The organism is Paenibacillus sp. IHB B 3084 (assembly GCF_001447315.1).
Classification (GTDB): domain Bacteria; phylum Bacillota; class Bacilli; order Paenibacillales; family Paenibacillaceae; genus Paenibacillus.
Genome location: NZ_CP013203.1, coordinates 1,172,356 through 1,194,896, shown reverse-complemented (window position 1 = coordinate 1,194,896; position 22,541 = coordinate 1,172,356). Strand labels below are relative to the sequence as shown.

At 44.9% G+C, this 22,541-nt stretch carries 20 protein-coding genes and 1 pseudogene; 17 read left to right on the top strand and 4 right to left on the bottom strand.

Features of this window, described 5'->3' with window-relative positions:
• The first annotated feature begins 11 nt into the window (after positions 1 to 11).
• The 11 genes and pseudogenes from phnW (at position 12) to ASL14_RS05505 (ending at position 11,951) form a co-directional block, all read left to right on the top strand.
• Positions 12 to 1,121 carry a 2-aminoethylphosphonate--pyruvate transaminase gene (gene phnW, locus ASL14_RS05555; RefSeq protein ID WP_134910759.1) on the top strand — a complete coding sequence of 370 codons (1,110 nt, stop codon included), beginning with the start codon at positions 12 to 14 and terminating at the stop codon, positions 1,119 to 1,121.
• The gene (phnX, locus tag ASL14_RS05550; protein ID WP_134910758.1) at positions 1,111 to 1,932 is read left to right on the top strand and encodes a phosphonoacetaldehyde hydrolase; all 822 of its coding nucleotides are present in this window, start codon (positions 1,111 to 1,113) and stop codon (positions 1,930 to 1,932) included. The genes phnW and phnX overlap by 11 nt, the downstream gene beginning before the upstream one ends.
• Positions 1,913 to 3,271 (top strand): aspartate aminotransferase family protein, encoded by a 1,359-nt coding sequence (locus ASL14_RS05545; RefSeq protein WP_134910757.1) that lies wholly within the window; start codon positions 1,913 to 1,915, stop codon positions 3,269 to 3,271. Before phnX ends, ASL14_RS05545 begins: the two co-directional genes overlap by 20 nt.
• A gap of 344 nt (positions 3,272 to 3,615) precedes the next feature.
• A complete protein-coding gene (locus ASL14_RS05540) occupies positions 3,616 to 4,788 on the top strand; it encodes an extracellular solute-binding protein (protein ID WP_189338234.1) in 1,173 nt (390 codons plus the stop codon).
• 82 nt (positions 4,789 to 4,870) lie between these two features.
• Positions 4,871 to 5,809: a carbohydrate ABC transporter permease gene (locus tag ASL14_RS05535; protein WP_134910755.1), complete on the top strand. Its 939-nt coding sequence runs from the start codon at positions 4,871 to 4,873 to the stop codon at positions 5,807 to 5,809.
• A gap of 243 nt (positions 5,810 to 6,052) precedes the next feature.
• On the top strand, positions 6,053 to 6,649 hold the full coding sequence (locus ASL14_RS05530; RefSeq protein ID WP_189338233.1) for a carbohydrate ABC transporter permease: 597 nt from the start codon (positions 6,053 to 6,055) through the stop codon (positions 6,647 to 6,649).
• Complete coding sequence (locus ASL14_RS05525) at positions 6,646 to 7,761, top strand: ABC transporter ATP-binding protein (RefSeq protein WP_134910753.1); 1,116 nt, start codon at positions 6,646 to 6,648, stop codon at positions 7,759 to 7,761. The genes ASL14_RS05530 and ASL14_RS05525 overlap by 4 nt, the downstream gene beginning before the upstream one ends.
• Positions 7,762 to 7,779: 18 nt before the next feature.
• The gene (locus ASL14_RS05520; RefSeq protein ID WP_134910752.1) at positions 7,780 to 8,583 is read left to right on the top strand and encodes a histidinol-phosphatase HisJ family protein; all 804 of its coding nucleotides are present in this window, start codon (positions 7,780 to 7,782) and stop codon (positions 8,581 to 8,583) included.
• A gap of 441 nt (positions 8,584 to 9,024) precedes the next feature.
• Positions 9,025 to 9,909, top strand: a complete 885-nt coding sequence (locus ASL14_RS05515) for an AraC family transcriptional regulator (RefSeq protein ID WP_223264207.1) — start codon at positions 9,025 to 9,027, stop codon at positions 9,907 to 9,909.
• Positions 9,910 to 10,006: 97 nt separating this feature from the next.
• A complete protein-coding gene (locus tag ASL14_RS05510) occupies positions 10,007 to 11,332 on the top strand; it encodes a prolyl oligopeptidase family serine peptidase (RefSeq protein ID WP_134910751.1) in 1,326 nt (441 codons plus the stop codon).
• A gap of 167 nt (positions 11,333 to 11,499) precedes the next feature.
• Positions 11,500 to 11,951 (top strand): annotated as a pseudogene (locus ASL14_RS05505) (SRPBCC family protein).
• 84 nt (positions 11,952 to 12,035) lie between these two features.
• Here the strand turns inward: ASL14_RS05505 and ASL14_RS05500 are convergent.
• The 3 genes from ASL14_RS05500 to ASL14_RS05490 all read right to left on the bottom strand — a co-directional run bounded on the left by ASL14_RS05500 (position 12,036) and on the right by ASL14_RS05490 (position 15,616).
• The gene (locus ASL14_RS05500) at positions 12,036 to 13,496 is read right to left on the bottom strand and encodes an oligosaccharide flippase family protein (RefSeq protein ID WP_134914405.1); all 1,461 of its coding nucleotides are present in this window, start codon (positions 13,494 to 13,496) and stop codon (positions 12,036 to 12,038) included.
• 117 nt (positions 13,497 to 13,613) lie between these two features.
• Positions 13,614 to 14,738 carry an amidase domain-containing protein gene (locus tag ASL14_RS05495; protein ID WP_134910750.1) on the bottom strand — a complete coding sequence of 375 codons (1,125 nt, stop codon included), beginning with the start codon at positions 14,736 to 14,738 and terminating at the stop codon, positions 13,614 to 13,616.
• Positions 14,739 to 14,824: 86 nt separating this feature from the next.
• On the bottom strand, positions 14,825 to 15,616 hold the full coding sequence (locus tag ASL14_RS05490) for a polysaccharide deacetylase family protein (protein WP_134910749.1): 792 nt from the start codon (positions 15,614 to 15,616) through the stop codon (positions 14,825 to 14,827).
• Between the two features lie 373 nt (positions 15,617 to 15,989).
• Between ASL14_RS05490 and ASL14_RS05485 the strand changes: the two genes are divergently transcribed.
• Entirely contained in the window at positions 15,990 to 16,385 is a 396-nt protein-coding gene (locus tag ASL14_RS05485; RefSeq protein ID WP_134910748.1) for a PH domain-containing protein, read from the top strand.
• Positions 16,386 to 16,455: 70 nt separating this feature from the next.
• Here ASL14_RS05485 and ASL14_RS05480 read toward each other — a convergent pair whose 3' ends face one another.
• Entirely contained in the window at positions 16,456 to 16,836 is a 381-nt protein-coding gene (locus tag ASL14_RS05480) for a hypothetical protein (protein WP_223264206.1), read from the bottom strand.
• Positions 16,837 to 17,028: 192 nt separating this feature from the next.
• Between ASL14_RS05480 and ASL14_RS05475 the strand changes: the two genes are divergently transcribed.
• The 5 genes from ASL14_RS05475 to ASL14_RS05455 all read left to right on the top strand — a co-directional run bounded on the left by ASL14_RS05475 (position 17,029) and on the right by ASL14_RS05455 (position 22,541).
• On the top strand, positions 17,029 to 17,994 hold the full coding sequence (locus ASL14_RS05475) for a carbohydrate ABC transporter permease (protein WP_134910747.1): 966 nt from the start codon (positions 17,029 to 17,031) through the stop codon (positions 17,992 to 17,994).
• The gene (locus ASL14_RS05470) at positions 17,991 to 18,812 is read left to right on the top strand and encodes a carbohydrate ABC transporter permease (protein ID WP_025685222.1); all 822 of its coding nucleotides are present in this window, start codon (positions 17,991 to 17,993) and stop codon (positions 18,810 to 18,812) included. The genes ASL14_RS05475 and ASL14_RS05470 overlap by 4 nt, the downstream gene beginning before the upstream one ends.
• 121 nt (positions 18,813 to 18,933) lie before the next feature.
• Positions 18,934 to 20,301, top strand: a complete 1,368-nt coding sequence (locus ASL14_RS05465; protein ID WP_134910746.1) for an ABC transporter substrate-binding protein — start codon at positions 18,934 to 18,936, stop codon at positions 20,299 to 20,301.
• Between the two features lie 267 nt (positions 20,302 to 20,568).
• Complete coding sequence (locus ASL14_RS05460) at positions 20,569 to 21,153, top strand: TetR/AcrR family transcriptional regulator (protein WP_134910745.1); 585 nt, start codon at positions 20,569 to 20,571, stop codon at positions 21,151 to 21,153.
• A 23-nt stretch (positions 21,154 to 21,176) separates the two neighbouring features.
• Positions 21,177 to 22,541, top strand: coding sequence for an HlyD family secretion protein (locus ASL14_RS05455; RefSeq protein ID WP_134910744.1), 1,365 nt, complete (start codon positions 21,177 to 21,179; stop codon positions 22,539 to 22,541).

Below are 22,541 nucleotides of genomic sequence, written 5' to 3'. Positions count from 1 at the left end.
TTGGAGGAGCTATGAGTAACCCATATTTATTATTAACGCCGGGTCCTTTATCGACAACGTCAACGGTCAAAGAGGCGATGCTAAAGGATTGGTGCACTTGGGATCATGAGTATAAGGCGATTGTCGAGCAGATTCGTCTGCAACTATTAGAGGTTGGCTGTGCATCGAAGGAGCACTACACAGCTCTGTTCATGCAAGGCAGTGGTACCTTCGGGATTGAAGCGACAATTGGATCGGTCATTCCAAGTAACGGGAAGCTGTTAATTTTGCAAAATGGCGCGTATGGGAAGCGCATCGAGGAAATCGCAAAGGTGCTTAAAATTCCCCATCTATCTCTTATATTTGAAGCTAATACGCAGGTAGATCCACAAGCAGTGGAGAGGAAACTGGTTGAGGATAAAGCTATTACACATGTGGCCATGGTCCATTGTGAGACGACCACAGGCATTCTGAATCCGCTTGAAGCGGTGATGGATGTGATTAAGCGGAATAATCGAATAGCAATAATTGATGCCATGAGTAGCTTCGGAGGCATTCCGATTGAAGTAGAACAGTTGCAAATCGACTTTATCATCAGCAGCGCAAATAAATGCATTCAGGGTGTCCCAGGCTTTAGCTTTATTCTATGTAAAAGGGATGAGCTCATAAAATGCAAAGGAAAAGCGCGGTCGTTATCGCTTGATTTGTATGACCAGTGGGAGACGATGGAGAAGGATGCTGGCAAATGGCGCTTTACTTCGCCAACGCATGTCGTGCACGCGTTTGCGCAGGCGCTAAAGGAGCTAGATGAAGAGGGCGGCGTGGAAGCCCGTCATGCGCGATATCGGACCAACCAGCAAATCGTCGTGGAAGGGTTGACTCAAGCTGGCTTTACGGCCTACTTGCCAAGGGAGCTACAGTCTCCCATTATTACAACCTTCTTGTATCCAACACATATTCCTTTTGCATTTGAACATTTTTATAACTTCTTGAAGTCGGCTGGTTTTGTCATTTACCCTGGCAAATTAACAGATGCTAATGTATTTCGAATCGGGAATATAGGTGACGTGCATGCCGAGGATATGAAGAAGTTAAGTGAACAAATATTACGTTATGTTGGAGAGATGAAATATGAGAATTGAAGGCATTATTTTAGATTGGGCGGGAACCACAGTTGATTATGGTTGCTTTGCACCGGTGCAGGTGTTTTTGGATATTTTTGAGGAAATAGATATTCCGTTAACGATGGAAGAGGTTCGGGTTCCAATGGGGCAACTGAAGTGGGATCACATTCAAACGTTGTTGCAAATGCCAAGAATAGAAGCCGCTTTTCAGGAGAAATTTGACCGTAGTTATACGGAGGCAGACATTGATGAGCTGCATGATCGATTCGAGCCTAAGCTACTGGCTATTCTCCCGCAATACGGAAAGCCCAATCCATATGTTGTAGAGACCATACAGCAGTTGAAGCAGCAAGGCTTAAAAATTGGAGCAACGACAGGCTATACTTCCACCATGCTTTCCATTGTGGAAAAGGCTGCCAAGGAATATGGCTACGAACCTGATCATTGGGTAACTCCTGACCTGGTTATGGATAAAGGCAGACCTTATCCGTATATGATCTATGAAAATATGAAGCAGCTTGGTCTGGGTCATCATGCACAAGTGGTTAAGGTCGGAGATACGATATCTGATATTCAAGAGGCAAATAGTGCAGGCGTGTGGGCGATTGGTATCGTGAAAGGCAGCTCTATGCTTGGTCTTACGGAAGCTGAGGTAGAGCATTTGTCTCCAGAGGAAGAACGTCAGATTATTGCTGGTGTGCGTAAGAACTATATGGAAGCAGGAGCGCATGGCGTTATTGAGGACATGTCACAGTTGCCTGCGATGATTGAGCAAATCAATGAACGTTTGATGAATAAGGAGCTGCCTTATGCCAATCCGCATCAATAGTCGTATAGAAGGAGATATCAATGGAACGGATGAACGTCAAGCTTGGCAAGATGAGCATCTAAGTGAAGAGACGCTTGCTGTCTTGGACCAGGATAGCAAGCTCTTTCTTCATCAGTCGATGTCCACGCCATGTTTAAATGCCATTGTAAGTGCAGAGGGAATATACATTGAGGATGTGGATGGACGCAGAGTAATGGACTTTCATGGAAATAGCGTTCATCAGGTGGGTTACAAAAATGAGCATGTAATGAATGCCATCATTAAACAGATGCAGCAGCTGCCATTTCTGCCCCGCCGTTATACGAGCCAGGTTGCGATTGATCTGGCACAGAAGCTGACCGAGCTTGCACCAGGAGATTTGAACAAGGTGCTATTTGCACCCGGAGGTACAAGTGCTATTGGAATAGCACTAAAGCTTGCACGCAGAGCAACCGGTAAGCACAAAACCATTTCGACGTGGGATTCCTTTCATGGCGCAAGCCTGGATACAATATCAGTTGGTGGCGAAGCTGTATTCAGGAGTGGGATTGGACCGTTGATGACTGGAACAGAGCATATGATGCCTTATAACAGCTATCGTTCAATTTTTGGTGAAGGAGAAACGGCTGCTGCCAAAAATCTGGACTACCTATCCTATATGTTGGAACGAGAAGTTGATGTGTGCGCTGTCATTCTTGAGCCTATTCGAAGCACGGATGTACAGATTCCTAACGTTGCCTATATGCAACGACTTCGTCAAATCTGCGACGATTATGGCGTGTTGCTCATATTGGATGAAATACCGACGGCATTAGGTCGTACAGGCAAAATGTTCGTTCACGAGCATTTTGATATTGTTCCAGATATCGTCGTCATTGGTAAAGGTTTTGGAGGCGGGATTTTTCCGATGGCGGGCATCGTTGCGAGAGAGCATTTGGATATTGCGGGCGATATTTCACTCGGACATTATACCCATGAGAAAAGCGCTGTAGGCTGTGCGGCAGCTTTGGCTACCATTGAATACATCGAAAAGGAAAACCTGCTTGACCATGCGCAAAGTATGGAGAAATGGCTGCTTTTTCATCTTGGGGAATTGCAGAAGAAGTATGCCGTAATAGGTGATGTTCGGGTTAAAGGCATGCTTGCGGCAATAGAACTCGTATCTGATCGCGAGACAAAAGAGAAGGAAGTGACAGGCACTGAGAAAGTTCTCTATGAATGCTTGTCCCGAGGACTAAGCTTCAAGGTATCCAGCGGAAATGTCATTACGCTTGTTCCCCCACTAATTACCAGTATTACACAAATGGAGGAAGCTATTTTGATATTGGATCAATCGCTGGAGCAAGTATTCACAAAATGAAAACAGATTAATAACTCTTGAAAACAACATGAATACAATTAAAAATAAAATAAAACAAATAATTGATGTGTAATTGACACGGTTTTTACAATTCTCCGTTATAGTTTAGTTATGCCAGTGATAGCTGGAAAACGAGGAGGGTTTAGAAGCATGAAGAGGCTTGCACTTGGATTAGTTAGTGTACTTACAAGTATTACATTGTTAGCGGGATGTAGTACAGGCTCAAATTCTGGTTCGGTTACAGAGTCTTCTAGCAATGATGGGAATATGAAAGAGGTCGTGATCTCCGTTCGTGAGAACACATGGGAGCGCGTAAGGACAATTTTATAGAAGCAGAAAAGCGTTTGAACGAAGAATTGAAGTCGGAAAATGTGCAGATCAAAATAGACTGGTGGCCTGGCGTTGGCGATGATGAGCTGATTTTGCAAGCGCAAGCTAAAAAAGTAGCAGATGTGTTTATTAACTCCAGCGTAGATATTGGGTGGCAGTTGAACGCCGGTCTAATCCGCGATGTGGATTGGGTTGGGACATCCGATGTGTTCAAAAACATGCCAAAATCCTACGATAACATTATGAAGTACCAAAACCACTACTATGGCGTTATTCAGGATATGGACGCTTCTCCCGTATTCATTAGCCGAAAGGCACTGGAAGGCTTGGGCTGGACAGCCGCACAAATCGATGAGCTGAAGGCTCGCGTTGATGCCGGCAGTTTTACATTCGGCGAGCTTGTTGATCTTGCAGATGCGGCTGTTAAGCAAAAGCTGGTTAAGGTAGGCTTTGGAGTTGAAGATACCCGATTTGAGGGCTGGAATTATACATTCGGCAACTTCAATTATAATGCGGAACAGAACAAGATGGTGCTGTCGCCAAATACGCAGAAGGTCTATGAGTTTTGGTATGACGCGCTGCAACGCGGCGTAGTCACGGAGGGGATTGCTGATATTGATACGGACAAGGCTGCGGAGCTGTTCATTAAAGGCCAGTTATTCGCTGAATTTGCCCGTACTGAATTTTATCAAGTCATGCGTAAGCAACTTGGCATGGATGATGACTTGGCTGGCTATGAAAAATGGTTTAAGGAAAATGCCATCTGGATTCCGGTTCCGTCAGTTCAGCAGGGAGGAAAGCCTGTATCCTACAGCAATCCTGCGATGATCTATGTAGGAGCTAATGTGGATGATGAAAAGATGCCTTATGTTCAAAGGCTGATTGAGCATGTGCTGGATGCAGATCTGCAGATTAATCATACGCTTAAGAGCGGCAAGCTGCCTGTAACGGCGGCAGCACAGGAGGATCCTCGCTTCCAAAAAATGAGCTTCTACAAAGATCATGCTTATTTAATCGATTTTACGAAAACTCGCCCGGCTCAAATGGATTATGCGGTCTATATGAAATCTTTTACGCTTGGAATTGATGCTATTCTGACAAAAGGTCGAACAGCATCTCAAGCCTATGAGCTATTCAAAAAGGATGTACAACAAAATGTACCAGCGGACAGTCTCATTGTAGAATAACGATGATACAGAAAAGGTGCTCTGCTTGCATGAGCACCTTTTCTGTATATTTTCTTTATAGGAAGCAGGTGCAGATCTCATTATGGAGATCCCAGTGGCTTTGACCAAGACGGCTTACAAGAAGCCTTTTACCAAGAAAGTGTACCCATATTTATTCATTATGCCCTTTGCTCTTCTGGTGCTAGTCTTTTTTATTCTTCCGGCTATTGCGACCATTATCATGTCCTTCACGGATTTGAATGCTTCAATGAAAATCAACTTTGTTGGTTTGGATAATTTCAAGCGAATATTTTCCGATTACAGCATGCCTCAAATTTTATGGAACACTTTCATATTTGCAGTTATTACGCTCGTGTTCTCTTTGTTCTTTGGTTTATTTATATCGATTGCGACCCAATACTTCTTGAAGGGTAAATTTACGGCAGTCATTTATCGTGTCCTATGGTTAATTCCGAGCATCATTCCTGCTGTTGTATATGTTACGTTCTGGAAATATTTATTTGATCCTACGGATGAGGGGTTTATCAATAAGGTTCTGCTCTTATTCCAGCCAGATGGCGATCCCATTTCGTGGTTTACGAAAATCGCTATGGCTGTCGTGATCATTGCTACCATTGTATCTACAACTTCAGGCGGCATGATTCTGTTATCGGCTGCAATTAGCTCCATACCTGAAGATTTGTATAAGGCTGCCAAAGTAGATGGAGCAAGTGAAAAATCGGTCATCACTAAAATTATCCTTCCTTCATTAAAATGGCCGTTAATGTATATTACGATATCCGACCTTATCGGTTTTGTGTCCTCCTATTTCTTCATCTTGCTACTGACCAATGGCGGGCCTATGCGAGACACGACAACGTTATCTTTATATGCGTATCAGCAGGCCTTTAATTTAAAATATTATGGCTACGGTGCCGCTCTTTCTCTTGTGGTAGTTCTGATCTCGCTTATTTTGACATTATGGCTGCTGAGGCTGTTTGATTTCGATGAAATGATCAAGCCATCACGCATTGAAGATTAGGAGGGCCAAGATGTCGACAACTACTGTAAAAAAGCTGCTCGTGCACACATATCTGCTGTTATTCACCATGCCTATCGTTGGAATGATTATATGGTATTTTCTCTCGGCAACCTTTAATAGCACGACAGGCCAATTTTCACTGGAGAACTTCAATTTGTCAAAGAACCTGTCGAGTATGCGGGGGTTAACCTGCCGGCGATTTGGCCTATTGTTCTAAATACATTAGTCTATTCGTTTCTTATTGTGGTGATTGAAATTTTTATTGCCGTACCTGCCGCATATGCATTCTCCAGGCTCGATTTCAAAGGAAAGCTGGGCGCAATGAAGTTCCTGTTCCTAATGCGCTCATTTCCAGGCATTACGCTCATTATCGCTACCTTTTTCATCCTTGTTCAAATGAATCTGGTGAACACATACTTAGGCGTTATTCTCGTTGCGATATCAGGATCATTGCCAGGCAGAGTGTATATTATGAAAGGTTTCTTCGACGAGGTACCGTGGGACTTGGAATGGGCGGCTATGGTCGATGGATGTACGAGATTTAGAGCCCTCATGAAGGTGCTCGTTCCGTATGTATTGCCAGGCATCGGGGCGATTGCAGTGTTCGCCTTCTTAGGCGCCTACGGCGAATGGTTTCTATTCAAGCTTTTCATATTCGATGACAATATGCTGACGCTGGCTGGCTATCTGTCTCGTCTGGTAACGAAGGAAAATGTCATTATGAACTATGGATTGATCACGGCGATTGGTTTGTTTTACACGATTCCGCTAGTTGTGTTCTATATCTTTACTCAAAAAGTATTCCTGAAGGTCAATTTGGGAGGAGCAAAGCAGGTATGATTTCTCTTGTAAATATCGTGAAAAACTATGATGGTAAGCAAAACGAAAGCCGTGCAGTTGACGGGTTGAATCTTGAAATTGCAAAAGGTGAATTTGTTGCGCTGCTAGGTCCTTCAGGCTGCGGGAAAACGACTACACTTATGATGCTGGCTGGGTTACTGAAGCCAACTTCCGGGGAAATTTATTTTAAGGATAAGCTTGTCAATCATGTGGAGCCGAAGGATCGAAATATTGGTATGGTGTTCCAGTCCTATGCGCTTTATCCTCATTTGACGGTTCGTGACAACATCGCGTTTCCGCTTCGCGAGCGGAAAATGTCTAAGAAGGATGCGTACGAGCGTGCTCTGCAAACGAGTAAAATTTTGCAAATCGATCATCTGCTCGATCGCAAGCCTTCGCAGCTATCAGGCGGCCAGCAGCAGCGTGTCGCCATGGCGCGAGCATTGTCTAAGGACCCGGAAATTTTACTACTGGATGAGCCGATGTCCAATTTAGATGCGCGATTAAAATTGGATGTACGAGATGAAATTCGGAAAATCCAACGCAAATTAGGAGTAACGACTATTATTGTCACGCATGACCAAGAGGAAGCTTTAGCCATCTCTGATCGGGTAGCTATTCTGAACGGCGGAAAAATTCAGCAATACGCACCCCCGAATGAACTATTCCATCATCCGTCTAACCTGTTCGTCGCAAGCTTTCTAGGCAATCCGCCTATGAATTTGATTGACGGAACAGTGGAGCTGAGAGAGAACCGGCAGTGGGTGAAGACGAAACTGTTCGAATTGGAAATCCCTCCGGCGCGCAGGGTTGGGGAGCAGCACATAGGGAAAGCGGTTAAGCTGGGCGTACGTCCTCATGATTTGTTCTTTCCGGAGCAGCCCCATGAAGCATCTATTATGCTAGAAATTGATCTTATTGAGCATTTAGGTAATGGGCAATTAGTTAAAATGACGGATCCAGCTGGACAGTCCGATATTATGATTCGTTTACTGACCGATAACGAGAAACTGCTAAAGGAGCGCGAGACGGTCTCGATCGGCATCAGGCCAAATAAATTCCATCTATTCGATATGACAGACGAAGGGCGCAATCTTTTGCAGTTTCAATAGAAATAGAAGGAGTAAAGGATGACAATACCCAATTTCTTAATCGATCAGCATGTGCATTCCTCCTATTCGCCTGACTCCAACTCAACGCTGGAGGAGCTTGTGCGATATGCGCTCGCACTGGGGAAGCCTGCTATCGTTACGACAGACCATTTAGAGTATGATTGCAAATATTTCAAGCAGGATGTTCATATTGACTGGAAGAGCTACCATAGAGAAGTGGAAGAGCTATTACTGCGTTATCCTATGGAGATTCGCAAAGGCATCGAGGTTGGCTTTCGAAGCGACTATAAAGACGTCATAAACGAATATTTGGCTCAGCGCGAGTTTGACGTCATTTTGCTTTCTGCGCATAATGATGGTTACCTTGACTTTTCCGAAAAGGCTTATCATGATCTGCCTATCCAGCAAAGGCTTAAACACTATTTTATGCAGGTAAGAGAGGCTGTCGACCAGATGGATAATTATGATATCGTTGCCCATTTGGATTATGTTACGAGATATACGACTTATCCAGTTGATGAAGAAGATATTGTGGCTTGCAAACCTGTTTTGTATGATATTTTGAAGCTAATCATCGAGAAGGAAAAGGTTCTTGAGCTGAATACGACAGGACTATATCGACAAGGCTGGATTCACCCTCATCCGTATATTCTCGACATGTATGTGAATTTAGGCGGCAGAGCGGTATCCATTGGTTCGGATGCACATCAAGTAGGGGATGTTGAGCAAGGCTTTGCGGAAGCAATAGAGATGCTCCATAGTGTAGGTATTCGTGAGGTTGTGCAATTTAAGGGAAGAGCACCATATTTGGTGTCTATATAGTAATGATAACCACTGTCAATGTTAATGGCAGTGGTTGTTGTTAAGATGGACAGGAGAACTCTGGCAATTAGCACCAGCGTTTTTTATGTGTTCAATACAGAACGTATGTTTGCATATAATAAGAGCGAATGTTCTATTTTGAGGTGGTTTGAATGCAGTGGTATATCGGTGGACTTAAAACACTAAAAATCAAAATGAAAGCGTTGACATAAATTTTAACCCACTATATACTTAGCTTACTTAAATGAATAGCATTAGGATTGTTACTGTTACGCAGGCAAAACCTAAGGAACAAAATGTTAAGATCTAAGGATCTTGTATTTTGTTATACTTAGGTTTTTTGTTTATAGAGAGAGGAAGGTTAAATACAAGTGGTTTCGGCACTCTGCTGAAGCCATTTTCTTCTATTTATTATGTTCACATCTGAGAGGAGCGACAAACTTGGAGTACAAATATGAGCTGGTCCAGACAGACAATCGTTTTCCGTTAAAAATTATAGTTCATTCCTCAAATGAACCAGCATACATACCTAGGCATTGGCACGACAGCGTAGAAATATCCTATGTGCTTTCAGGAAGAATCGACAATATTTACATTGATGGTGCGAATTATAGCTCCAAAGAAGGAGATATTGTACTCATCAATTCGAATGCTATTCATTCCTTTTCTGTGGCTAAGGGAAAAGGAAGAGAGGCTATAACCGTTCTGATTCCTTCTGGATTTATTAGAGAAAATGTTAACAGCAGTAATCCCGTTTCATTTGACTGTATATCTATTTTTGAAACCAACGAGCAGAGATTTCAGCAATTTGCGGAGCTGCGTGATTTGCTAAACACATTATTTGCAACTTACCTCAACCAGCATAATGACCCTTTAGCACATATCCATTTAACGTCGCTATCTTATAAGCTGGTGTATCTTTTATTAATGCATTTTAAAATTGACAACGAATCTATCCGTGGCTTTAATTCCAATAAATATTTGGAACGGCTGACGTTGATAACTGATTATATCCAAGAGAATTACGATCAAAGCTTATCCCTGGATTCCATAGCCCAGGTTTTTGGGTTATCTCCAGAATATTTGTCCCGTTTTTTTGTCAAGCATGTAGGCATGACCCTATTTCAATATATCAATGCCATCCGTCTGGAGAGATCTTTTCGTGTTCTTATGAATACGGATCATTCCGTCATCCAAATTGCGCTGGAGCACGGGTTTCCGAACGAGAAATCTTTTGCCAGGGTATTTAAGAAGGTTTATCAGGTTACACCACATCAATATCGAAAGAGAACAAGAGGTATGCTGGGGCCAGGAGTCAGTAATTGACCTTAATTAGGTTAATAAAAGGCGGGATGCAAATAAAAGAAATCATTAAAATAAATAATGTAAGCGTTTTATAAATGGACCTGGGGGGTAAGACATTATGTTTAAACGGTTTAGAAAGGTTGCTAAAACAACTATGTTATTAACTCTGGTTGTTGGTACGACCCTTGCTTTCAGTTCTGGTGCATGGGCCAAGGATGCAAAGATACAGTCTACCTCATATCGGACGGTTGCAGAAGTTAAGGATTGGGGAGCAACCATTACGAAGATCATTGTTAACCTGGATAAGCCGGTACCTAAAGATGCGATAACAAAGGATACATTTAAGGTGCATGTAGAAAGAAGCGATAGCAGGCTGGTAAATCCCTTTATTGAGAAAGGCAACCGGAAGGTCATCAAGGCCTATGTATCGGACAAAAGCGGCAACCCTGTAAAGAAAACCGGAAACTACGTTGTGTTGGAAATGGAGATCGGCCCAACCATAACATTAGGCTCCGCTATTCATTATGATGCAGGTTCCGGGTTTAACGGATGGAATGATAACAAATACACGATCACGCAGCAAAAAGCTATTAAAACCAAATCAGGAACGATTTCCGGCTTGAAGATTGATACTTCCACAGGTGAGATACGTAAGCTTGTTGACCAATTTAAAACTGGAAAAGCTTCTTTTGACGGGGTTACTTTAACCTATGCGGACTATACGCCGGCAAAAGACAAAGTGAAAAACCCTCTAGTGATCTGGCTGCACGGTATGGGAGAGGGAGGCACAGATCCAACCATTCCGATTTCCGGCAATAAAGCAGCGAATTTTGCTTCTAAGGATATTCAATCCTATTTTGGTGGGGCTTATGTGTTGGCGCCTCAGACTCCAACCTACTGGATGGATGGTTTTACAGGCTTTGGAGACGGAAGCTCCAAATATGAGCAAGCATTGATGTCCTTAATTAAGGATTACGTGGCCAAGAACAAAGATATTGATACAGATCGAATCTACATTGGCGGAGACTCCAACGGCGGTTATATGACTATGCTGATGATCCGTGATTATAAAGACTATTTTGCAGCAGCTATGGTCGTGTGTGAAGCCTTGAAGGATAGTCTTATAACCGATGAACAAATTAGCGAAATGAAGGATCTGCCGATCTGGTTTGTGGCTGCCAAAACCGACACCATAGTACCGCCCAACGATTATATGATTCCGACCTACAACCGTTTAGTGAATGCCGGAGCGAAGGATGTTCATATGTCATTATTTGATAACGTAGTGGATACTTCTGGTTTGTACAAGAAGAGCGACAAAACACCGTATGAATACAATGGCCATTGGTCCTGGATTTACGTGTATAACAACGAAGTATCGAAGGTGATTAACGGAAAGAAAACAACGATGATGGCATGGCTGGCCTCCAAATCATTGGACTGAAAAGTATAGCTATGAAGTAAAATGGCAAAGCCCCGCTTTATATAGACCGGGGCTTTTTGATAGAGAGATGTTGAGGGAGGAGCGCTTTTGGTAAATACCTCTAATTTATGGTTATAATGATGTAGAGAAAATCTATATGCTGTTTGACTGAAGGGATTGAAGATGAAATGACACTATCTATTTCTTTGCCAGATCTTTCACAAAGACCGCATAATCTAACAGTTGAGCGAAAAATGGAGGCGTCGCCTCATGTGTTGTATCAAGCGTGGACGAAGCAGTTTGACCGTTGGTTTGCAGCCCCAGGGACGGTATTCATGGAGGGAAAGGTGAACACGGTCTTCTTTTTTGAAACGCATTTTGAAGGGAATCGCCATCCACATTACGGGAGATTTCTAAGACTTGAGCAGGATCGCCTGATCGAACTGACCTGGGTTACCGGGGAAGGGGGACTAAGGGGGCTGAAACGGTGCTCACCGTTGAGCTTGAACTTAGCGGCAATGGTACACAACTTCGCTTAACGCACGCAGGTTTTCCAGACGAGAATTCAAGGAACCAACATGAACAGGCATGGCCGATTGTACTTGAGCAGCTCGACAAAAGAATGGTGACAAATAGCTAAATGCTAGCATTGAAATAGAAAAAAGGCTTCTCACGAGTTCAATAAACTTGTGGGAGGCCTTTTTACTTGATTTCCTTTTTACAGCTAATCTTCGAAAACGCTCTTTAATCGTACTTTCAAATACAGAGCACACCAAAAGCAGTAATGAAATGCCTCCACAATAATATGAACCGTCTCCGGCCAGCCCAATGAGGATAACGCCTTGGAACACAGCGTAACCACGATAAGAATGGCTTCAAAAACGAGAATATCCACTAATAGCACAATGCCTGCACGGGATTTGGCTCGTTGGAAGAGCTTTAGCGTTTTGAAATTCCAGCCTGTTGCGATCAGCTCCAGTGTTATGATTCCCAGGGACATGCCGGTATACCCGAACTCGGGAATGGCAACTATGGAGTAAAGAATAATGAAATTGGCAAGTACACCTGTGCAAAGGCCAATAAAGGGAGTTTTCTTTCGATTTTGTGCCCATAAGATGCTTGTTGTAATTTCCCGCAATCCGACGAGTAGTGGTAACATAGCCAACGATTTAATGGGGATTTCGGCATTTTGTATACCAAAAACAAATAGGGAGATTTCTGGGGCATATTCAAAAATGAAAAAACCTGAGGCTAATCCCCAGACCCATGCTACCTGAATGGCGGTGTGGCTTTTTTTGTAGAATGCATTATATTTCTTATTTTGCCAATCCGCAGTTATTTTCATAGTGAGCGTATGTGTTAATGCACCTGTAATCAAAGTAGGCATATAAGCGACGACAAGGCCGATACCAGTGACAATACCGAACATTTCCGCTGCTTCCTTGGAAGAAACCCCGGCAACCTGTAATCGTTGGGGGATGATGATCGCATCCATAAAATCGGACGCAGGGATGAGCAAGCGTGTAAGCGCAATAGCAAAGGAAGCTTGTACCACTAAAGGTAAATCTGCTCGACTTGATGGGGGGGATAAAGCTACAGAGGGACGGTTATGTATAAAAAAAGCAGTAAGCACAGCAAAGGATAACAATGCGCCTGTAAAAGTTCCCAGTACCGCTCCGCCTACAGCAAACTCGATGCCGGATTGAATAAATAGTGGCACCAGCAACATTAAAGTACCGATCCGGGCGGTTTGCTCTATGATTTCCGAAAGGGCAATCGCAGTGTACCTTTCAAGCCCTTGCAAATATCCGCGCAGCAGACTTAGCAAGGGAACGGCCAGTATAGCAGGGGAGAGGCATCGAATCACAAAGTCGAGCTGTGGATAGCCGAGCAAATTAGCGATCGGTGTTGAGAACCAAAAGGTTAGTACACTGCATACCAATCCCGTGAGGATCATGAACACTGAAAAAATTTTGAACAACCGCCAGCCTCTTGCCGTATGCTTGGCTGTAAACATACCCAAAGCTGTCGGCAATCCCCCGGAAATAATCATCAATATTAAGCTATAGAAGGAGTAGGCTAGCTGGTAGAGGCCCATTCCTTCAGCTCCAACAAGCCGTGTCATAAATACTTTTCCGACCAAGCCTATGGCTTTCACGACGATCATTGCATTAGCTCTTATCATGGTTTGTCTTAATATAAGAGGCAATTTCAAATTTTTTTCACCCCATTGGAAGCTGTCCACTTTATTCCTATGACAGCAACCTCCGGGATATGAACAATTGTAACGGTTTCAAGATGCTTAATCTTGTATATGAATCAACAAATACTGGGTGCTTCTATCCCATCCCAAGTCAAAGGGCACCCTGAAACGGTCTGCCGTATGGGAGTTGACTAAAGGATAGCCAGCCTGATCAAACCCGACAACAACGGAGAAGTGGTCTACATCTCCTTTTAATACGTAAGCAATCAAATCACCTGGCAGCAACTGTGGTCTGTTAAGGTGCTGCTGCCGATCATTCACCGAATGCACAATATCGGAGAAGCTTCCTTGTCCTATAATTCTTCCATAGCCGGAGCGTATCAGAAAATTTTTAAAAGCGTCCGTTTGAACCCAGGCTTGGCTTCCACCGTTGCCATACAAGTAATGCCACCCAGATTTCATAGGCAGCCCTCCGCCTTCCTCCTTGTCCCCGATAACTTGGGAGGAGAAGTTGGTACAGTCGCCCCCTTTGGAGTTATAATCCAGGTATTTTTGATTATATCGCTGACGATTTCCTGCTCCCCATGTTATTCCTGCATACTTGTTAGCATATTCAACGGCGCGGGCTCTGTTGTACTTATGAGTAACTTTCTCTGATGGCACCGGATCTTTATGAGGAATAAAGCTTAAATGGGACTTTTCAATCTCTTTTGAATTTTCTTCCAGAGGGTCTGTATACCATTCACGTTCTACGTACCAACGGCTATCTTTTTTTCTCAGTGTAATGCCATGACGTGTTCCAATTCCAAAATCATGCTGACCGGGATAGCTGTCGATATATTCATAACTCAGTTTCAAGGACTGAACAAGTGACACCTTTGCCGTATCGCCCAACACTTCGGCACGGGCTATCCGAATGGAGCTTTCTGCATTCATGAATTTCATTTTTCGATGCTTGGCCCATTCCTGAATATATTCCGCTCTGTTCATTTCATGAAGGTACACGTAGTTGCTTCGTTTATCCTTTAATAAATAATGGTCCTCGATATGCGTTTTATCCTGATCCATCAACAACCGGGTACGGTCATCAAACAGCTCTTGAAGAAATGGGATAACCTCATCTTGTTTAGCTGGCTCGGCTTCTGCACGAACTAAAGAGAAGCTGTAAGCGGGTATCCATATTAAGATTATGCACAGCAGTTGCAATTTTGCGATCCTAAGCACATTTATTCATTCTCCCTAATTCATTTTCCCGCTCGCGCCACCGAATTTCAGGCTTCGGTAACTAGTAGCTTTTGCTTTCAGACTCTTTACCTATTAACCTCAATCAGTTCTTCGGGTGTCTCGCGATTGGCAAGCAATTCAGATATGGTGACGAAGGTAAAGCCTCTTTTTTTCAGCTCAGGCAAAATGATTTTTAAGGCTTCAACGGTTTGTGTACTTTTATATACATAATCGTGCATGAGGACGATGTCGCCGTTGCGGGCATTGCGAAGCACCTTGTTAACGATCCGGTGTACACCGGGTTTTCGCCAATCCAGGGTGTCCTGATGCCAGGACCATAAAATCATTTTCTGTCCTTCTTCTTTGGATATCTTCACGAGTGTATCGGTGTATGAACCGCCGGGCGGACGAAAAAGATGGGTTCCCGAACCGGTAGCTTGAACGATGCTCGCCTGGCCTTGGTCCAACTCGGAAAGAGCTTTGTTACGGGAAATATGCTGAAAGGATGGATGATGGAAGGTATGGTTTCCAATCTCATGGCCTTCTCTTCGTTCCCGCTTCACAATGTCAGGGAGTTTTTCTACGCGGCTGCCAACGACAAAAAAAGTCGCCTTGGCGTCATATTGCTTGAGCAAATTCAGAATGGCGGGCGTTTTGCTTTCATCTGGTCCGTCGTCGAATGTAAGGGCAATCACCTTGCGTTGGGTAGGAACTTCCCATACAATGTCGCCCCGTTCTTCATAATAGGCTCTTCCCTTTGTAGGAGCAGGGGAGGCGTACAATGCGGCTTGTGCAGTATTGGTATAGGGTGTGGGGCATAGGCTGGCACAGAACAAGGAAACAGCGATACTTGCAGACAGTAATCGGTTATATTTCATCAGGCTTCTTCTCCGTTCTGACGTTTTCTCACATTAGCTTACCAAGAAGGAGCGTATACCATTCCTCGTTCCCGAAAATCACCTCCTTCAATTCACTCCTATTCCTGTCCAACACAGCTTCCAGCGTAGCTCTGACACTGAAATGATGCTCCGAAAGAGTGGTAGCTTGCTTGTTGATTACTGCCCATAGCCATGTTAAATTGTACATATCCATCCTTGTTTCAATGAGCAGTTGAGGTAGGTCTTTGTCTGATTCGTGAAAGTCTTAATCTGGCTGAAAATGAATGAGGTTGACGGGACAAGCCGCAGAAGCTCATCAGAGATCATCATATAAGCGACTCGTTCCTTAGCTTCGAACAGGAGATGAGACGGGATGAAAACAAAGGAAGAAGAGCTGCGAGCCATTAGCGAAACCTTAGAGGCGGGCGAACACATCCGGTCATGTATTTGGTGTACGCACGATGTGCCACAAAGCCTACAGGACACGACATGTTGCGGAATATTGGCGGTGACATCCAAACGACTGATTTTTTATTCTTCCACTTTTGGCATTCCATGGCTTAAGTTTATCAATTATCACCATATTTCATCGACCAGGCTGGAAAAGAATGTGCTGGATCCGGGTTCCAGTGAACATATTATTTTGATGAATCGGAATGCACGTGAAGTATTTAAGTACCTGCCGGAAGCAGATGCGTTGGAGCATTTTATAGCTGCCCTGGGTCAAGAATCGGGTATAGATGTAAGTAATCATGCATTTCATATGTAATCATTCGTTTATAAAATGTAAAATAAATACGTAAAACCTCCACCTTCGTAATAAGCCGATAGTCGGCTGTTCACGAAGGTGGAGGTTTTTTGGTTTTGGGACGGAATGGATCGAGCGTTAGCTCAGCAGTGTCACCACCAGCAGATTGTACAGCACCAGCGGCAGAACGACGTTTCTGTAGGTATAGGAACGATGCGGAGCGTGGCATGGTACCGTGGGTGCCTGGAGCAGGAGCGTGGTACGGGTGAGGAACGCTCAAATACAAGTGATCCCGGTCGATGTGAACGATCCTTCCTTCATGCACATGATGATCCACCGTTTGAACGCGGACGGTGTGATTGACGTAAGGACCCAATTGGTGATGCAGATGATCGTGGGCCCTTTTGAGTTCTGTTTGTAATTCCGGTCTCGCCTGATATAAGGTTTGGGGGTTGACGGTGTTGTACGGCATTCGCCTCTGACCTCCATACTCATATAATGATGTATCGTATGCGGAGTCTGTGCCATTGTGCAGGTACCTAGGTGGGACAGGTTTTACAAAGGCATGAAACATTAACATTTTGCTCCAGCCCGCTTGATGTTCCCTTTACATCGAAACGATACACTTACTGAGGTTGGTTTGAAAAGAAAGGGGCGCTCCGTTTTGGGTGAGCTTAACAAATCTTTGGGACTCGGGACGAGGGGCCAGCAACAGGCTTCGTCTAAAGCCCGCATACGCACGGGTTCGCTAAAAATTCAGAGACTGCGCGAAAACGCGCTGGCGTATACGTTTTTGGCTCCATCACTTATTTTGTTTGCTTTATTTATGTTTTACCCGATGATCAAGTCGGTCTATCTCAGCTTGCACTCTACAGATCCGGCAGGAAATGTTGCAGCTTATGTTGGGTTAGACAACTTTGCTACGCTTTTCAGCTCAGGTCAATTCCTGCAAGGAATCAAGGTTACTCTCCTGTTTGCACTGCTGACGGTGCCTCTAGGCATTCTACTGGCGCTGGTGCTGGCTGCACTCACACATAGCAAGATGCGAGGGATGCGCATCTTCCAGTTCGCTTTTTCGTTACCGATGGTGTTGTCGGTCGGTTCATCTGCGGTCATCTGGAAATTTCTGTTTCATCCGACATTGGGGATGTTCAATTATGTGCTTTCCCTGTTACATATCAATCCGGTTCCGTGGCTGACCAGCCCGGATTGGGCATTGTTCTCCGTAGCGATCATGACCATCTGGATGAATCTCGGCTTTAATTACATTATTTTATCAAGTGGACTTCAAGGGATTCCAGATGACATGTATGAGAGTGCCAAAATGGACGGGGCAGGCCCGCTGGTGACGTTTTGGCGTATTTCCATGCCGCTGCTGTCGCCAACGATTTTCTTTGTAACCGTAGTATCCATCATTGGAGCTTTCCAGTCCTTTGCTCAAATTAACATTTTGACCAAGGGCGGTCCGGTGAACAGCACGAATGTGTTCGTGTATTCCATTTATCAGGAAGCCTTCGTTAATTTCCGCTTCGGAACGGGCAGCGCACAGGCGATTGTACTGTTTGTCGTCATTCTGTTGCTTACGATGATCCAGTTCAAATGGGTGGAAAGAAAGGTGCATTACCAATGAAACGACATCTTAATTCAACGCTGCTGTATGTGCTGCTTACGATTGCGGCTGCTTTGATTTTATATCCGGTCATTTATACATTTTTTATGGCTGTTATGTCGCCAGAGGAAGCGAGTGCCTATCCACCAAGCTTTTTCCCGCATTCCTTTCATATGGCCAATTTTACCGAGGTGTTTGAAATCGTTCCGATTGCTGCATTCATCGGTAACACCTTTCTCATTTCGGGCTTGACGATGATCGGTCAGTTGATTACAGCCAGCTTGGCGGCATATGCCTTTGCCAAAATGGAATTCAAGGGGAAGAACTTCATATTCAGCATGTTTGTCGCTACCATGATGATCCCGTGGGAAGTGACCATTATTCCGAACTATCTAACTGTACGTAGCTGGAATTGGCTGGATACCTATCAAGGGCTGACGGTTCCGTTTCTGGCGACGGCATTCGGAACGTTCCTGCTGCGGCAATTTTTTCTCCAGCTTCCCAAGGAATTGTTCGAGGCGGCTCGTATGGACGGGTGCGGACATGTCCGCTACTTCCTGTTCCATGTGCTTCCGCTATCGCGCCCGGCGCTCGGAACATTGGCTGTGTATTCGTTCCTGAATATGTACAATTCGTACTTGTGGCCGTTGTTGATCACGAACAGCGAGAATATGCGTACGGTACAGATCGGAATTTCCATGCTCGAATTTCAGGAATCTACCTCATGGAATCTTGTATTCGCGGGTACGGCCCTTGTCATTTTACCGTCTCTGCTTCTGCTGATCTTTGGTCTGAAGCAGTTGGTACGCGGGATGGCAGCGGGTGCGCTTAAAGGCTAAACAACCCACAAGTACAGTAACACCTGCGCAAGCAGCCTATATACAGAGCATTATCACCAAAGTATATTGCAAGAAAATCTGTATGCGAGAATCATTTAATCAAAGGGAGAGAAGAGAGATTATGAGATTTTTTCGTCTGAAAAGTGCTTTGACCTTGCTTATCCTCACTGCAATCGTTGTTGCAGCAGGCTGTAGCAATAACACGGCGGCTGAGAAGCCAGGCAACGGTAGTGATGCGGGAGCAGCAGCAGGTTCTCCGGTGAAGCTGACTTGGTGGCATTCCATGTCCGGTAACGGTGAAAAAGCGATCAAGCAAATCGCCGCTGACTTTAACGCCAGCCACAAGGACATTCAGGTAGAGCCGGTATACCAGGGCAAATATGATGACAGCTTGAACAAGCTAAAAGCATCACTGGGTTCCGATAGCGGCCCGGACATCATTCAGGTGTATGAAATCGGCAGTAAATTCATGATTGACTCCAAGATGATTACTCCTGTACAACAATTTATTGATGTAGACAAGTTCGATCTTTCGCAGCTTGAGCCCAATATTACGCGGTATTACACCATTGACGGTAAGCTGAATGCAATGCCATTTAATACATCGAATCCAATCTTGTACTATAACAAGGATGCTTTTAAAGCGGCGGGACTTGACCCGGCTAATCCTCCGAAAACATATGATGAATTTGAAAAGGCTGCCAAAGCCTTGAGCAAGGACGGAAAATCCGGTGCATCCATCGCCATCTACGGCTGGTTTATGGAGCAGTTGTTTGCCAATCAGAATGCGGATTATGTGAATAATGGCAACGGACGCAATCAGGCGGCAACGGAATCGCTGCTGAATTCGGATGCAGGCGTGAAAACCCTGACTTGGTGGAAGAAAATGATCGACGAAAAGGTTGTATCCAACCTGGGACGTAACTCCGATGATACTGCGAAGGCTTTTTCTGCAGGACAAATTGCCATGACACTGGATTCCACCGCTTCGCTGCGTAATATTGTGGAGCAGGTTGGCGATAAATTCGAGGTAGGTACTGGCTTTCTGCCAAGAGCGAATGAAGCTAAAGAAGGCGGCGTGGTTGTAGGCGGTGCGAGCTTGTACATCATGAACAACAAGCCTGAAGCCCAGCAAAAGGCAGCGTGGGAGTTCATTAAATTCGTTGCTTCCCCGGCTGTACAGGCACAATGGAGCGTGAACACGGGATACTTCCCGATCACCAAAGCAGCTTATAACGAGCAGGTACTCAAGGACAACATGGTGAAATACCCGCAATTCCAAACCGCTGTTGACCAATTGCATGCATCGGCGCAATCCACTGCAACACAAGGCGCAGTGATGGGCGTATTCCCGGAAGCGCGTCAAATCGTGGAGGGTGCAATCGAGGCCGTCCTGAGCGGACAGCAACAGCCAAAACAGGCATTGGATCAAGCCGCACAGGAGATTACAGGCAAAATTGCGCAATACAATCAAACGGTAAAAAAATAATCGCCTTCCCTTAAAAGCGGCTGGTAAACTTAATACGCGACCCCTTTACCAGCCGATTTTATAAAATAACGGACCGAATAAGTGACCCCCTCACTTGTTCGGTCTGTTTTTTGTATGTCTGAATTCTCCCGTTTTTAGAACGTCCGTTTAGACGAACTGTCTAAAATTGTTTATTTTGTACATTTCCTATTGCTGGATAACTAAAAATGGGCTTATAATAAACGTATAATTTTTGTACTGGACGGTCAGTTCAAAAAAGGAGGAAGCATGAAAAACCAGACGAAGGAAATTATTTTTAACGGTGCGCTTAAGGCTTTTTCCGAACGTGGCTTCAATGAAACCAATATGGAGGAAATCGCCAAGGTATGCGGCATTGCTAAAGGGACCCTTTATTACAACTTCAAAAATAAACAAGATCTGTACATTTATATTTTGAAGATGGGGATGGAGCGCTTTGTTCAGGATATCCGTGAAACCATGTCTCAGGTTCCGAAGGATCAGGTAGAAACGAGGATTCACAAGCTGATTCAAGTACACGTTGAGTTTATTGGAAGAGAGCCGGATTTTTGTCGTTTGCTAGTTAGCAAGGGATGGGTTTCGCAGGAGCAGCATTTTAATATCAGGCAGGTATTGGCTGACTATTTTGATTTTATGGAAGCGGAGATCGACTCCGGTAAGTTTTACGGAAAAATTTCGAGTAAGCTTGATGCGAAAACGACGGCAAATTGCTTATTTGGTATTTACATTTTTGCACCGATGCGCTCAATGGTTTGGGGCGAAACGATGAACCTTCAGGAAGTTCGGGAGAGTATTGAAATTTTTGTTTGTAATGCGCTGGGTATACATCATTAATAGACAGATGGAGTGATGAGAACATGAAAGCTAAAAAATATACGATTTACGCCGTACTTATTGTTTTAATCGCCATAGGGATTTATGCTCTGACCGCTTTTCAAAAGGGTGGCAGTAGCCTGTCTGCGGATCAGTCTTCTTCCATTCCGACAGCTTATGTAGAATCGGATACGCTCAATGCCAGCTTTAAGATGGCGGGACGTATTGATCAGATGCTCGTGAGTGAGGGCGACAAGGTGAAAAAAGGGCAGGTGTTAGCCCATCTGGAAAGCCGTGAGCTGGAAGACAAGGTGAAACAGGCACAGGCGGCATTGCTGGCAGCCCAGAGTAATGTGTCCAAAGCGAAGGCTGGCGTATTGCAGGCTCAAGCGGGAGTGGGGCAGGCACAGGCTACCGTGAGTGCAGCTCAGGCCAAAAAGAGCCAAGGTACCACAGCAGTCGGCGTGACTGCACAGGCTTCATCCAGCCAGATCGAACAGGCACAAGCGGCTGCGGCTGCGGCCAAAGCGAAGCTGGATGCCCTCAAGAGCGGCGCAAGACCGCAAGAGCTGGAGCAAGCACAAGTGAGTGTGAAGGCTGCCAAGGAAACGCTGGATTTGACCACTAAAAATCTGGAGCGTGCCAAAAAGCTTCAAGAAGCCGGGGCAGCAACCCAAGCCTCACTGGATCAAGCGACGCTGGACCATCAACAGGCGGAAGCCAAGTACAATTCAGCATCCCAGCAACTGAATATGGTACGCGAGGGAAGCCGCAAGGAAGAAATCACGGCGGCTGAAGCACAATACCGTCAGGCATTGGCTGCGGTGAAGGAAGCACAGGCAGGAGCGGGCAAGGTTACTTTACAGCAGGAGGATGTCAAAGCCGCACAGGCTTCGGTAGAACAGGCGCAATCTGCTGTGAAGGCGGCGCAATCCACGGTAGAGCAGGCACAGTCGGCGGTTGCAGGTGCCAATGCACAGGTAGCTCAGGCAGAAGCTGCCCTTCAGGAAGCTCAGACCTACTTAAGCTACACCACGCTACGCGCATCTGAGGACGGCATTGTAAAATCCAAATCGCTCAGCTTGGGCGAAATGGCCAGTGCAGGCTTCCCGGTCTATACGATTGAAACTTCGACGCAGCGTTGGGCTAAATTCTATGTGCCGGAAACGTCCTTGAATGGTCTCCAGCCAGGGGACGCTGTGCAAGTTAAACTGCTGTCGGGCGGCAAGGAACTGAAAGGTAAAGTTATTTTGCTGGAATCGGCTGCCGACTTCGCTATTCAAAAACCGAGCCAAAGCTCCGGTGATAAGGATGTACGTTCCTTTGGCGTTAAAATAGCATTGCCGGATCTTGCGGCTTCGGTTCCGACAGGCTCCACGGTTCTGTTTACAGGCAAAGGGGCGCAGTAA

Coding starts and splice junctions, on each gene's coding strand:
- ASL14_RS05485 (WP_134910748.1), top strand. CDS start 15,990: ATGAAAACAAAGGAAGAAGAGCTGCGAGCCATTAGCGAAACCTTAGAG.
- ASL14_RS05465 (WP_134910746.1), top strand. CDS start 18,934: ATGAGATTTTTTCGTCTGAAAAGTGCTTTGACCTTGCTTATCCTCACT.
- ASL14_RS05490 (WP_134910749.1), bottom strand. CDS start 15,616: ATGAAATATAACCGATTACTGTCTGCAAGTATCGCTGTTTCCTTGTTC.
- ASL14_RS05480 (WP_223264206.1), bottom strand. CDS start 16,836: ATGCCGTACAACACCGTCAACCCCCAAACCTTATATCAGGCGAGACCG.
- ASL14_RS05455 (WP_134910744.1), top strand. CDS start 21,177: ATGAAAGCTAAAAAATATACGATTTACGCCGTACTTATTGTTTTAATC.
- ASL14_RS05500 (WP_134914405.1), bottom strand. CDS start 13,496: ATGATAAGAGCTAATGCAATGATCGTCGTGAAAGCCATAGGCTTGGTC.
- ASL14_RS05535 (WP_134910755.1), top strand. CDS start 4,871: ATGGAGATCCCAGTGGCTTTGACCAAGACGGCTTACAAGAAGCCTTTT.
- ASL14_RS05525 (WP_134910753.1), top strand. CDS start 6,646: ATGATTTCTCTTGTAAATATCGTGAAAAACTATGATGGTAAGCAAAAC.
- ASL14_RS05470 (WP_025685222.1), top strand. CDS start 17,991: ATGAAACGACATCTTAATTCAACGCTGCTGTATGTGCTGCTTACGATT.
- ASL14_RS05510 (WP_134910751.1), top strand. CDS start 10,007: ATGTTTAAACGGTTTAGAAAGGTTGCTAAAACAACTATGTTATTAACT.
- phnW (WP_134910759.1), top strand. CDS start 12: ATGAGTAACCCATATTTATTATTAACGCCGGGTCCTTTATCGACAACG.
- ASL14_RS05520 (WP_134910752.1), top strand. CDS start 7,780: ATGACAATACCCAATTTCTTAATCGATCAGCATGTGCATTCCTCCTAT.
- ASL14_RS05460 (WP_134910745.1), top strand. CDS start 20,569: ATGAAAAACCAGACGAAGGAAATTATTTTTAACGGTGCGCTTAAGGCT.
- phnX (WP_134910758.1), top strand. CDS start 1,111: ATGAGAATTGAAGGCATTATTTTAGATTGGGCGGGAACCACAGTTGAT.
- ASL14_RS05545 (WP_134910757.1), top strand. CDS start 1,913: ATGCCAATCCGCATCAATAGTCGTATAGAAGGAGATATCAATGGAACG.